Raw genomic sequence first — 12,903 nt, 5'->3', positions numbered from 1 at the left:
TTATGCTCCCCTCACCCTAGCGGGCGGTCAGAGACACGATGGCCTGTTTGCGTCCGTCAGCGGTAAAGAAGCGACTGACCATCGGCGAAGATATGCACCTTGGACGGGTCCGCCCCCAGAGAAATCTCGCTATAGCGGCGGTCGTGATGGATGCCGGGAAGCTTCGCGATGATCGGGTCGTGATCGCCCTCGGCCTCGAAATAGAGCAGCGTCACCTCGCCCAGAGCTTCGACGATATCAACACGACCGGTGTAGATCGCCGCATCTTCGGTGGGCACGAAATCCTCGGGGCGCACCCCGATTTTCACACGGCGCGACAGGTCCTCGGGACGCGTCGGGATGGTGGAGCGTGCGATGCCGCCGCCATCGAGTTTCACCGTGGTCATCTCGCCCGTCTCGGTGACCTCGCCCGACAGCAGGTTCATCGCGGGAGAGCCGATGAACTGCGCGACGAATTCGTTGCGCGGCTGCTCATAGAGTTCCAGCGGCGTGCCGACCTGCGCGATCCCCTTGTTCGCCAGCACCACAATCCGGGTCGCGAGCGTCATCGCCTCGACCTGATCGTGGGTGACGTAGATCATCGTGCGATCGGGCATCGCCTCTTTGAGCTGGGCGATCTCGATCCGGGTGGCAACGCGCAGCGCCGCATCGAGGTTCGAGAGCGGTTCGTCGAAGAGATAGACCTTCGGGTCGCGCACGATGGCGCGCCCGATGGCGACCCGCTGCCGCTGACCACCCGAGAGCGCTTTGGGCAGACGGTCGAGATAGTCGGTCAGTTGCAGCATATCCGCCGCCTTATCGACGGCGGCATCGATCTCGTCCTTGCTCATCTTCGCGATCTTCAGGGCAAAGGCCATGTTGTCGCGCACGGTCATGTGCGGATAGAGCGCGTAGGACTGGAAGACCATCGCGATGCCGCGGTTCGACGGCGGCACATCGTTCATCCGCACCCCGTCGATCTCGAGCGTGCCGCCCGTGATCCTCTCGAGCCCCGCGATCATCCGCAGTAGGGTCGATTTCCCGCAGCCCGAGGGGCCCACGAAGACGATCAACTCACCCGCTTTGATGTCGAGGTTGATGTTCTCGAGAACCGACACCTCGCCATAGCTTTTCGCGACGTTTTCCAGTTTGAGTTCGGCCATAGTCTCCCCCTCAGGCCTCGTGTTCGTCGAGGCGCAGAATGCTCGGCTGCCATGGGCCGAGATGCAAAGTGTGATCGGGCATCGGTCGGATCGAGCCCAGCTCGCCCCCGACCGTCACCCAGTTGCCCGGCGGAACGGTGGCGTTCACCGGATGATCGGACAGGTTGAAATAGCACAGGATCGTCTCCTCCTCGTTCCTGCGCGTGAAGACCAGCAGGTCACCGGAGCAATACATATCCTCCATCGCACCGGTCCGAAGCACGTCGTGATTGCGACGGAAGCCGATGGCGCGGCGGTAATGGTGCAGCAGCGAGGCCGGATCGTGCTCGGCCACATCGGTCGCGATGTTCTGGTGCGTGGTGGGCACCGGCAGCCACGGGCGCGCCTGCGAGAAGCCCGCATAGGCGGCGTCGCGTTCCCAGACCATCGGCGTGCGACAGCCATCGCGGCCCTTGAATTCGGGCCAGAATTCCTTGCCGTAAGGGTCTTGCAGGTCTTCGTAGGACAGCTCGGCCTCGTGCAGGCCCAGCTCCTCGCCCTGATAGAGGCAGAGCGAGCCGCGCAGGCACATCATCAGCGAAGTATAGAGGCGCGCCGAGGCCGGCGTCAGCTGCCAGCGCGAGATATGGCGCTCCACATCGTGGTTCGAATAAGCCCAGCAGACCCAACCGTCCTTGGCGACCGTATCGACCTTGTCGAAGACGGATTTGAAATAGCTCGCCTTGAGCGGTTCATGCCCGGAGAGCAGCTCGAAGGCGTAGGACATCTGCATCTTGTCCGCGCCGGAGGTGTATTCGCCCAGAATCTCGAGCCCGCGCTGGCTGTCGCCCACTTCGCCCACGGCCGCCGCGTTGTAATTGTTCATCAGCGTCCGGAGCTTGCGCAGGAAGCGCAGGTTCTCGGGGTTGTTCTTGTCGTAGATGTGGCGCTGGTGATTGTAGGGGTTCACCTTGGGCGCGGTCTGGTCGTTACGCTCTTCCGGCGGCAGCGGCGGGTTATCGCGCAGCTCGTCGTCATGCATGTAGAAGTTGATGGTGTCGAGGCGGAACCCATCGACGCCACGCTCCAGCCAGAACTGCGCGACATTGAGCAATTCCTGCGTCACTTCCGGGTTGTGGAAGTTCAGATCGGGCTGCTCCACGAGGAAGTTGTGCATGTAATACTGCTCGCGCCGGCTGTCCCAATGCCAGCCCGGGCCGCCGAAGATCGACAGCCAGTTATTGGGCGGCGTGCCGTCGGGCTTGGGATCGGCCCAGACATACCAGTCGGCTTTCGGGTTGTCCCGGCTCGACCGGCTTTCCTGGAACCAGGGGTGCTGATCGGAGGTATGGCTCAGCACCAGATCGATCATCACCTTGAGACCCAGCGCATGCGCCGTCGCGATCACCTGGTCGAAATCGGCAAGATTGCCGAACATCGGATCGACGTCGCAGTAATCGCTGACGTCATAGCCGAAATCCTTCATCGGCGAGGTGAAGAAGGGCGAGATCCAGACCGCATCCGCCCCGAGGCTCGCGACATGCGGCAGGCGGCGGACGATCCCGAGAAGATCGCCGATGCCATCGCCATTGCTGTCTTGAAAGCTGCGCGGATAGATCTGGTAGATCACGGCCCCGCGCCACCAGTCTTCTTTCTTAGTAAGGGTTTTCATCAACCACCTTTAACCGAACCCGCCAGCAGACCGCGGACGAGATATTTCTGCATAGCGAAGAACACCAGAAGCGGCACGGCGATGGAGATGAAGGCGGCGGACGCCAGAATGCCCCAGTCGCCGCCGCGCGACCCCAGAAGGTCGTCGGCGATCTTCACAGTCATCACCTTCGAGGCGTCGTTCGCCGGAAGGAAGACCTTCGCGACAAGTAGGTCATTCCAGACCCAGAGGAATTGGAAGATTGCAAAAGAAGCAAGCGCCGGGAATGACAAAGGCAGCACGATTTTCATGAAGATCTGGAAATCGGTCGCCCCGTCGACCTTCGCGCTCTCGATGATATCGCGCGGAAGACCGACCATGTAGTTGCGCAACAGGTAGATCGCGAGCGGCAAGCCGAACCCGGTATGGGCCAGCCATATCCCGAGGAAGCTCTGCCCGATGCCGATCTCCTGATGGAGCCGCAAAAGCGGCACCAGCGCGAGCTGCAGCGGCACGACCAGAAGGCCTACGACCGCCGCGATCAACAGGCCCCGGCCCGGAAACTCCATCCAGGCCAGCGCATAGGCCGCGAAGGCCGCGATCAGGATCGGGATGATCGTGGCCGGGATCGTCACCGTCAGCGTATTGATGAAGGCCTGCCCCATCCCGTCGGAGAACAGCACGTTGCGGTAATTGGCCAGCGTGAAGGCGGGCGGCATGTCGGCCACGAAATAGACCCGCGGGCCCGAGCCCTCGAAGCTCGTCTTCGACGTCGCCTTGTAGGTGCCGTCCTTGGCGACGCTCAGCGTGCCGCCATCGCCGGTATCGACCGTCTCGCCGGCCTTGTAGGCGCCCGGCTTGATGCCCGAGGTGCCAAAGGCGGTGATCGTCGTACCCGCTTTAAGGTCATTCGCGTTCTGCCCGTTATTGAGAAGATCGCCCTCGAGCACATAGAGCCCGTCGACCTGTTTCTCGCCATCGGCGGGGATGCGGTCGCGGAAGGCTTTTTCCACCGAGAAGGCCGCGTCCCACCAGCCCGACTGGCTGATCTGGTCGGTCGTGCGGAAGGAGCTGACCAAGAGCCCCACCGTCGGCACCAACCAAAGCACCACCATGAAGACAACCGAAAGTTGCACCGCCCATGTCAGGCGCGATTTCTGTCCTGCGATAGCGGCCATCAGCGCGTCTCCCTACGGGCTTGAATGATGTTCCAGATCATCACCGGCAGCACGATGATCATGATGACGAAGGCCACCGCCGTCGCGCGCCCGTCATCGCGGAACATGTATTGCATCATGTAGCTGGGCAGGATCTGCGTGCCGAAATTCCCGCCCGTCGTTGCGTAGACGATGTCGAAGACCTTCAGCACGAGGATCGTGATCGTGGTCCAGACCACGACGATCGTCGGCATGATCTGCGGCACCTTGATCTTGAAGAACAGCTGGAACGGGTTGGCGCCGTCGAGCACCGCGGCCTCGATCGTCTCCTCGGGGATGCCGCGCAGCGCGGCCGAGAGGATCACCATCGCGAAGCCGGTCTGGATCCAGATCAGGATCACCATCAGGAAGAAATTGTTCCAGAACGGCACCTGCAGCGGATCGAGCGGCTGCATGTGGAAGGCCACTCGGATCGCGTTGATCATCCCGATATCGGGGTTCACGGCGTAGACGAATTTCCAGATCAGCGAGGCGCCCACGAAGGAGATCGCCATCGGCATAAAGATCAGCGATTTCGCGATGTTACCCCATTTGATGCGGTCGGTGAGCTGCGCTGCCAGCAGACCGAGGAAGGTCGCGAGCGCGGGCACCACCAGCACCCAGAGGAAGTTGTTGAACACGGCCTGACGGAAGCTCGGATCCATCGCGAGCCGTTCGTAATTGCCAAGGCCCACGAAAGTACCGCCGTCGCGGTTGAACAGCGAGCGCCAGAACGAGCCGACCACCGGATAGGCCAGATATAGACCGAGCGCGAAGATCGCCGGGAACAGGAACAGCCACGGGCGGACCATGTTCGCGCGGTTGATATTGCGCCCCGGGTCTTTGCCGCTCGGCGGGAAGATAACTTTGTCGAGGACGATATTCGCGGCGTAGAAATAGGCGACACAGCCGCCCACCCCAAGCGCGATCGTAATCAGACCCTGCAAGATCGGTGACATCTGGCCCCTCCCCGAACCGGCGTGAAAAGATGCGAACGCCCCCGGAGAACGGCTCCGGGGGCGCAGGCGTTACTTACTTCTGGATGCTGTCCCAGCGCTTCTGGACCGCGTCTGCGGCCTCTTGCGCGGTCTCGTCACCGGTGGTGTAGGCGACCATCGCCTTCCAGAACGCGTCGGTGCCGATCTCGCCCGGCATCTGGTCCGACCCGTCGAAGCGGAAGGTCGTCGCGTCCAGCAGGATCGAGTTCATGTGACGCTGCACGTCATTGGCGAAGGCCGCCGGATTGACGTTCTTGTTCGGCGTCAGGAAGCCCGATTGCGCCATCCAGATTTCCGAGGCGATCGGCGTCTCGAGGAACTTCACGAAGGCTTCAGCGGCCTTGGAGTCCTTGGTGATGCCGAACATCGTGCCCGCACCGAGGACCGGCTTGCCGAGATCCTTGCTTGCATAGGACGGGAAGTAGAAGAAGTTCACGTCCTGACCCACCTTGGTCCCGTCGGGGAAGAAGGTCGGGATGAAGCTCGCCTGCTTGTGCATGTAGCATTTCGGCGGGAAGTCGAAGAGACCTTTCGGGCTGTCGCGGAAGTCGGTGGTGGCCACCGCCTGCTCGCCGCCTTCGGCGAAGCCGGGGGTCTTGGCGAACCAACCGTAATCCTCGATCGCCTGAACGACCTTGGGATCGTTGAACTTCAGCTTGTTGGTGACCCAGTCGTCATAGGTCTCGGGCGACTGCGTGCGCAGCATGAAATCCTCGACCCAGTCGGTCGCGGGCCAGCCGGTCGCAGCCCCGGAGCCCAGACCGATGCACCACGGGGTGCCGCCATCGGCCTTGATCTGCTCGGTCAGCGCCTTGAGGTCCTCCATCGTCTCGGGAACCTTGTAGCCCGCTTCCTTGAAGTTCTCCGGCACATACCAGACGAGCGATTTCACATCCGCCTTGAAGGGGAACGTGTAGGTGTGCATCTCGCCGTCCTTGCCCTTGTAGGTGGACAGGTCTTCCCAGGACTTCCCGGCGGCGTAGTTGTTCTTGATCCAGTCACCCGTGCCATCGGGCATCGCCGTCAGGTAGCCCTGCTTGGCCATGTCGGAGGCAAGGCCCGGCTGCGGGAAGACCGCGATGTTCGGCGGCGTGCCGGCCTTGGCGGCGATCACGATATCCTGCTCGAAGCTTTCCGAACCGGAGTAGTTCACCTTGGCGCCGGTCGCGGCCTCGAAATAGGCCAGAACGCTCTCGAAAAGCGCCTTGTCGTTGCCCGTCCACGGGCCGGTGATCGTGAGCGTTTCGCCGCTCAGATCGGTGTCGTTCTTAAATTGGTCATAGCTCGCCCAGTCAAACTTGTCGGCATCGCTGCCCGGCGCGAACTTGAGATCCTGCGCGTGAGCGAGCCCCGCCGACAGCGCGAGCGCCGCGATCCCAAGCATCAGATGTTTGGTCATGAAATCCTCCCGGTGTGTCGCGCTTTTTGGCCCATGGCGACTCGCCAGCCCAAAGCGCTTTGGACAGCACCGACCGTTTCAGAGCCTCGCAAAGAAGTCAATTGTGCCTGCTCACGCCAAAATCAAATCCGCTTTATATCCTCATGACTTACGCAGAAAGCTACGCCGCAGCGCAGCATCGCCCCCGCCGCACCCGCATCATTGACGCCGATAGACGCGCACCCTAGTCTCGCGATAATCCAAAGCGGTTTGGCTCATGAATCTCAAGACATTGGCACTCGAATTGGGGCTGTCGCCCACCACCGTGAGTCGCGCGCTCAACGGCTACCCGGAAGTCTCCGAGGCCACGCGGCGTCGGGTGTGCGAAGCGGCCGAGGCTGCCAATTATCGTCCCAACACACAGGCCAAACGATTGGCGACGGGCCGCGCGATGGCAATCGGCCACATCATCCCGATCTCGGACCGCCACGAGATCGTGAATCCGGTTTTCGCGGATTTCATCGCGGGCGCCGGTGAAGTCTATGCGCGTGCGGGCTACGATATGGTCATGACCATCGTGCCCGACGATTCCGAGGCCCGCGCCTATGCCGAGCTGCGCTCGAAAGGGAATGTGGATGGCGTGCTGATTCACGCGCCCAAGGTCGAGGATCACCGGATCGCCATGCTCGACGCGCTGGGGCTGCCCTATGTGCTGCACGGGCGGGTCAGCGGAACGAACTCCCCCTTCAGCTGGGTCGATGTGAACAACAAGCGAGCCTTCGAGCGGGCCACGAATTTCTTGCTCGATCTGGGGCATCGCCGGATCGCGCTGATCAACGGCATCGGAGAAATGGATTTCGCCCGCAGGCGCCGGCGCGGCTATGAGGCTGCGCTCAAGGCGCGTGATCTACCGATCGACCCGGCCCTGATCGTCGAGGGCGAGATGACCGAGGCACAGGGCCATGATGCGGCGCGTGAGATGCTGCAATGGCCCAACCCGCCGACGGCCTTCCTGACCGCCTCGCTGCTCTCTGCGATGGGTGCGCGGCGCGGCATCGAAGAGGCAGGTCTGGTGATGGGACGCGACGTCTCGATCGTGACCCATGACGACGAGCTGGGATACTTGAAAAACGGCACGGCGGAAGAACCGATCTTCACCGCGACGCGCTCCTCGGTACGCGAGGCGGGACGACGCTGCGCGGCGCTTCTGATCGAGCAGATCGAGAGCGGCGACCGCAGCCCGCGCCACGAATTGATGGAGGCGGTTCTGGTCGTCGGCCAGTCCACCGGTCCGGTCCCCACCCAAGGAGGCGCGCTGCGCCCGAGTTGAAACCAATTTTATATACAGGATGAAGATGCTCCCGAAACGCGTTGATTTTCCTGCCGATTTCCAGTTCGGCGTTGCCACCTCCTCCTATCAGATCGAGGGCCATTCCTTCGGCGGTGCGGGCCCGACCCATTGGGACACTTTCGCCGCCACGCCGGGCAATGTCGTGCGCGCCGAGAACGGTGCGGTCGCCTGCGACCACTATCACCGCTGGGAGGAAGACCTCGACCTGATCGCCAATGCAGGGTTCGACATCTACCGCTTCTCGACCTCCTGGGCGCGGGTGATGCCGGAGGGGCGCGGCCCGGTGAACCGTGAGGGTCTGGATTTCTACGACCGGCTGGTCGACGGAATGCTGGAGCGTGGGCTGAAACCGGCGCTCACGCTCTATCACTGGGAATTGCCCGCCGCGCTGGCCGACAAGGGCGGCTGGCGCAACCGCGACATCGCTTCCTGGTTCGCCGATTTCACGCAGGTGATCGCGGATCGGCTCGGCGACCGTATCTGGTCCGCGGCCCCAATCAACGAGCCGTGGTGCGTCGGTTGGCTAAGCCATTTCCTCGGCCATCACGCGCCGGGCCTGCGCGATATCCGCGCCACGGCCCATGCGATGCATCACGTGCTGCTCGCCCACGGCAAGTCGATCCGAGTGATGCGCGCGCACGGGATGAAGAACCTCGGCGCGGTGTGCAATCTCGAATACCCGATCCCCGCCGACGAGACGCCCGAAGCGGCGGCGGCGGCCGATCTCTATGACGCCTATTACAACCGCTTCTTCGTCGAGGGCATCTTCAAGGGGCGCTACCCGGAGGAGGTGATGGAGGCCTTCGCGCCGCACATGCCGCATAACTGGGAAGACGATTTCGCGCTGATCGGCGAGAAGCTCGACTGGCTCGGGCTCAATTACTACACCTGCAAGCGCATCGCGCCCACCGAGGGGCCTTGGCCCGCGCATCACGAGGTCGATGGCCCGCTGCCCAAGACCGCGATGGGCTGGGAGATCTATCCCGAGGGGCTTTATCAGTTCCTGACACGGCTCAAGCGCGACTATACCGGAGATCTGCCGCTCTACGTGACCGAAAACGGCATGGCCGCGCCCGATGTGGTCGAAGACGGCAAGGTCGAGGATCCGCATCGCATCGCCTATTACCGAGACCACCTTGCCGCCGTGCAGCGCGCGATTGCCGAGGGCGTGCCGGTGAAGGGCTATATCGGCTGGTCGCTGATGGACAATTACGAATGGGCCCTGGGATACGAGAAGCGCTTCGGGCTCGTCCATGTGGACTTCGACAGCTTGCAGCGCACCCCGAAAGCGTCCTATCTGGCATGGAAAGACGCATTGGGGAGCCGCGGATGAGCGAACAGATCACCCTGCTGGCCGATATCGGCGGCACCAACACACGCGTGGCGATGGCCCGTGACGGCAAGCTGATCCACTCGACGATCCGCCGCTTCTCGAACAAGGGGCGGGGCGCGCTTGAGGACATCCTCGAGGAGTATATCCGCGACGAGGATTGCGGCGAGATCGCGGGCGCCTGCGTGGCCGCCGCCGGTCCGGTGCGCGATGACGTGGCAGAAATGACCAATCTCGCCTGGGTGATCCGCGCCGATAATATCGCGCGGCTGACCGGGACGGATCATGTCTTCGTGCTCAACGATCTGCAGGCGCAGGGCCATGCGCTGGGAAGCCTTGCCGACGATGCCGTGCACTCGATCCTGCCCGGCCTGCCCGCGAAGGAGGGCTCTGCGCGGCTGGTGGTTGGGATCGGCACCGGGTTCAACGCAGCCCCCGTGCATGAGGGCCCCGGCGGGCGCGTCGTGCCGCCCTCCGAGGCCGGGCACACCACCTTGCCGATCGAGACCGAGGAGGATTTCGCGCTCAAGACCTATCTCGATGCGAAACACGATTTCGCCAGTGTCGAGCATGTCGTGTCGGGGCGCGGTCTGGAACGGCTCTACGCCTATCTCAGGGGCGAGGACGACGCGACCACCTCGGGCCAGGAGATCCTCGAAGCGATCACCCGTGGCGAAGAGACGGCCGTCGCGGCCGGACAGCTTTTCGTGCAGATGCTGGGCCGGGTCGTGGGCGATCTGGCGCTGACCCACCTGCCCTTCGGCGGCATCTACCTGATCGGTGGGGCGGCGCGTGGCGTGGTCCCGTGGCTCGACGAGTTCGGTTTCGCCGAGGCTATGCAGGCCAAGGGGCGCTTCTCGGAATTCCTGCGCGCGTTCCCGGTCAGCGTGGTCGAGGACGACTACGCAGCGCTTCAGGGCTGCGCCTCCTATCTTTCTTCGCGCATGATGCGATAGGCGCGTTTCCGTCAAGGCTATTTTAACGGCTTGGGCTTAGACCTCTTTCACGGATGTGTTTGAAAGAGGTTGCCGATGCGTACGCTCTGCCTTCGTGACTTTGTGGTGGCGCCATGACCGCGCTTGCCCTGCCCGACCGGATCGACCTTGCGACCGTGCGCCCCTTGCAAGCGTCGCTGCAATGCGTGGCGACGGAAGATGTCGCCCTCGATGCCTCCAGCGTGACCCATTTCGGCGCGCTGGGGCTGCAACTGCTGCTCTCGGCGGCGAAGACTGCCCGCATCGCAGGTCACCGCCTCGAGATCGCGTCGAGTTCGGAGGCGTTCGACAGCGCCCTGACCCGGTTCGGTCTCTCGCATGAGGATCTCCAGCACCTCCCGGATGCGGAGGCCCCATGTCACTGAAAGTTCTCGCGGTCGATGACAGTCGCACCATTCGCGACATGCTCAAGCTCACCCTCGAACATGCCGGGATGGAGCTGTACCTCGCCGAAGACGGCGTGCACGGGCTGGAGGTGCTCGACGGGCTGGAGCCTGACGCGATCATCTCCGACATCAACATGCCGCGCCTCGACGGGTTCGGCTTCATCGAGGCCGTGCGCGGGCAGGACCGCCACCGCGCGACCCCGATCCTCGTCCTCACCACCGAATCCGCGGCCGAGCTGAAAGCCCGCGCCCGCGCCGCCGGGGCGACCGGCTGGATCGTGAAGCCCTTCGACCCGACCAAACTGGTCAAGGCGCTTAACATGGTTGCCGGATAAGGAGCGCGACATGTCCGACCCGATGGCAGAAATCAAAGCATCCTTCTTCATCGAATGTGAAGAGCTGCTCGAAAGCCTGCAAGACGCGCTCTCCGACCTCGACGAGGGCGCGGAAGATGGCGAGACGATCAATGTCGTCTTTCGGGCGGTTCATTCGATCAAGGGCGGCGCAGGCGCCTTCGGCCTCGATGCGCTGGTCGCTTTTGCGCATCGGTTCGAAACCGTGCTGGACGAGCTACGCGCCGGCAGGCTCGATCTGACGCCTGAGGCGGTCAAGCTCTTCTTCCAGGCGGCTGACCTGCTTGCAGACGAAATCCGTGCCGCGCGCGAAGGGGCTCCCGAACCCGAGACCGCCGAGGAGTGCCTTCAGGCGCTTGAGGCGCTTTTGGGGGACCGGGGGGCTGCACATGCGGCTGATGCGGAAGACGAGGTGGAGACGGCAGATTTCCAGCCGATGGGCCTCGCGCTCGACCTCGACTTCGATTTCACGCCAGAAGACGCGTCCCCGACCGGCTTCACCCTGCAGTTCCGCCCGGACGGCGCGCTCTATACTTCGGGCAACGAGCCGCTGCAGCTTCTCCGCGCCCTCGCCGAGATCGCGGAGATCTCGATCGCGACCGACGCATCGACGGTCCCGCCACTCGATACGCTCGACCCGGAGGAGAACCATCTGAGCTGGACCGTCCAGATCACGGGGGATGTGACAGAAGAAGAAATCCGGGAAGTGTTCGAATTCGTCGAAGACGTCTGCCAGATCGACATTTCGGCGATCCCCGCTTCATCTGAAACGCCCCTCCCGGAGCTGCCCGAATTAGAAAGCGAACCGTCCGGCGACACTGACGAAGATGAAAAATTTGAGCCCGCGGCGGCAGTGGATGGCCCCGGTTCCATCAATCCCGCGCCGCCTCCAACCGATGATATAGCGAAGATCGCAACCGAAGCTCCCGCGCGCACGCCTGACCCGGCCCCGACCGAGCAACAAGCCGAGACCGCGAAGCCCTCCGCCGCTCAGCCTGCGGCATCCAACACCGCCCCCGCTGCAGAGCCCGGCGCCACCGTGCGCGTCGATATCGAGCGCATCGACCGCTTGGTGAACCTCGTAGGCGAATTGGTAATCAACCAAGCCATGCTTGCCCAATCTGTGGCCGAAGCCGGTCTGCCGCCCAACTCCGCCGTGAACACCGGGCTCGAAGCCTTCATGATGCTGACCCGTGACATTCAGGACAGCGTGATGATGATCCGTGCTCAGCCGGTCAAACCGCTGTTCCAGCGGATGGCCCGGATCGTGCGCGAAGCCTCTTCGGCGATCGGCAAGGACGTCCGGCTCAAAACCGAAGGTGAGACCACCGAGGTCGACAAGACCGTCATCGAGCGCCTCGCCGATCCGCTCACCCATATGATCCGCAACGCCGTCGATCATGGCCTCGAATCCCCCGAGATGCGCGAAGGCGCTGGCAAACCGCGCGAAGGAATCGTCACCCTCTCCGCCCACCATCGCTCCGGTCGCGTCGTGATCGAAGTCAGCGATGACGGTGGTGGCATCGACCGCAAGAAGGTCTTCGAGAAAGCCATCGAAAAAGGCCTTATCGCCCCGGATGCCCAGCTTTCCGACAGCGAAATCGACAACCTTCTCTTCCTGCCCGGTTTCTCTACCGCTGACCAGGTCTCCGCGCTCTCGGGCCGCGGCGTCGGCATGGATGTCGTGAAAAGCTCGATCCAATCTCTAGGTGGCCGGATTTCGATCACCTCTGACCCCGGCAAGGGCAGCTGCTTCTCGATTTCCCTGCCACTGACTCTTGCCGTTCTAGACGGAATGGTCGTCAATGTCGCAGGCGAAACCCTCGTGGTCCCGCTCTCCTCGATCCTCGAAACCGCGACACTCACGAGCGAAGACATCCGCGCACTCGGTCCATCGACGAATGTCATCCATCTGCGGGGCGCCTTCGTCCCTCTTTTCGACCTCGGTGCCGAACTCGGATATCGCGGACCGAAGCGATCCTACAGCGGCGACGTCGTTCTGCTCACCGCTCAGGAAGATGGTGCCCGCTCTGCTCTCGTGGTCGATTCAATTCTCGAGCAGCGCCAGGTCGTCATCAAGGGATTGCAGCAATGACCTGCCCCCCGCGGGATCCCTCAACGTAGTGTAGAGTCTGCGCCAACTC

Annotated in this window: 11 protein-coding genes; 6 read left to right on the top strand and 5 right to left on the bottom strand. The window is 62.9% G+C overall.

Annotated features, from left to right (window positions below; translation table 11 throughout):
- Nucleotides 1-56 precede the first annotated feature (56 nt).
- From AXZ77_RS09265 to AXZ77_RS09245, 5 genes are all read right to left on the bottom strand, one after another.
- Nucleotides 57-1,142, bottom strand: coding sequence for an ABC transporter ATP-binding protein (locus AXZ77_RS09265; protein ID WP_098410924.1), 1,086 nt, complete (start codon nt 1,140-1,142; stop codon nt 57-59).
- 10 nt (nt 1,143-1,152) lie between these two features.
- Entirely contained in the window at nt 1,153-2,793 is a 1,641-nt protein-coding gene (locus AXZ77_RS09260) for an alpha-glucosidase (RefSeq protein WP_083079255.1), read from the bottom strand.
- Entirely contained in the window at nt 2,793-3,950 is a 1,158-nt protein-coding gene (locus tag AXZ77_RS09255; RefSeq protein ID WP_098410923.1) for a carbohydrate ABC transporter permease, read from the bottom strand. The genes AXZ77_RS09260 and AXZ77_RS09255 overlap by 1 nt, the downstream gene beginning before the upstream one ends.
- Nucleotides 3,950-4,927: a carbohydrate ABC transporter permease gene (locus tag AXZ77_RS09250; protein WP_078520616.1), complete on the bottom strand. Its 978-nt coding sequence runs from the start codon at nt 4,925-4,927 to the stop codon at nt 3,950-3,952. The genes AXZ77_RS09255 and AXZ77_RS09250 overlap by 1 nt, the downstream gene beginning before the upstream one ends.
- Nucleotides 4,928-5,000: 73 nt before the next feature.
- Complete coding sequence (locus AXZ77_RS09245; RefSeq protein WP_078601473.1) at nt 5,001-6,365, bottom strand: ABC transporter substrate-binding protein; 1,365 nt, start codon at nt 6,363-6,365, stop codon at nt 5,001-5,003.
- A gap of 256 nt (nt 6,366-6,621) precedes the next feature.
- Here AXZ77_RS09245 and AXZ77_RS09240 point away from each other — a divergent pair, with 256 nt between their 5' ends.
- The 6 genes from AXZ77_RS09240 to AXZ77_RS09215 all read left to right on the top strand — a co-directional run bounded on the left by AXZ77_RS09240 (nt 6,622) and on the right by AXZ77_RS09215 (nt 12,854).
- The gene (locus tag AXZ77_RS09240; RefSeq protein WP_098410922.1) at nt 6,622-7,674 is read left to right on the top strand and encodes a LacI family DNA-binding transcriptional regulator; all 1,053 of its coding nucleotides are present in this window, start codon (nt 6,622-6,624) and stop codon (nt 7,672-7,674) included.
- A gap of 25 nt (nt 7,675-7,699) precedes the next feature.
- Nucleotides 7,700-9,028 carry a GH1 family beta-glucosidase gene (locus AXZ77_RS09235; protein ID WP_098412498.1) on the top strand — a complete coding sequence of 443 codons (1,329 nt, stop codon included), beginning with the start codon at nt 7,700-7,702 and terminating at the stop codon, nt 9,026-9,028.
- Nucleotides 9,025-9,981, top strand: a complete 957-nt coding sequence (locus AXZ77_RS09230; RefSeq protein WP_098410921.1) for an ROK family protein — start codon at nt 9,025-9,027, stop codon at nt 9,979-9,981. Before AXZ77_RS09235 ends, AXZ77_RS09230 begins: the two co-directional genes overlap by 4 nt.
- Before the next feature lie 113 nt (nt 9,982-10,094).
- Nucleotides 10,095-10,385: an STAS domain-containing protein gene (locus AXZ77_RS09225; RefSeq protein WP_078541051.1), complete on the top strand. Its 291-nt coding sequence runs from the start codon at nt 10,095-10,097 to the stop codon at nt 10,383-10,385.
- Nucleotides 10,376-10,741, top strand: a complete 366-nt coding sequence (locus AXZ77_RS09220) for a response regulator (protein WP_078520611.1) — start codon at nt 10,376-10,378, stop codon at nt 10,739-10,741. Before AXZ77_RS09225 ends, AXZ77_RS09220 begins: the two co-directional genes overlap by 10 nt.
- A gap of 10 nt (nt 10,742-10,751) precedes the next feature.
- Nucleotides 10,752-12,854 (top strand): chemotaxis protein CheA, encoded by a 2,103-nt coding sequence (locus tag AXZ77_RS09215; protein WP_098410920.1) that lies wholly within the window; start codon nt 10,752-10,754, stop codon nt 12,852-12,854.
- The last annotated feature ends 49 nt before the right edge of the window (nt 12,855-12,903 follow it).

The organism is Thioclava sp. ES.031 (assembly GCF_002563775.1).
Lineage (GTDB): Bacteria > Pseudomonadota > Alphaproteobacteria > Rhodobacterales > Rhodobacteraceae > Thioclava.
Note: the sequence above shows the minus strand (reverse complement) of the source record. Positions and strands in the feature narration are given on the sequence as shown.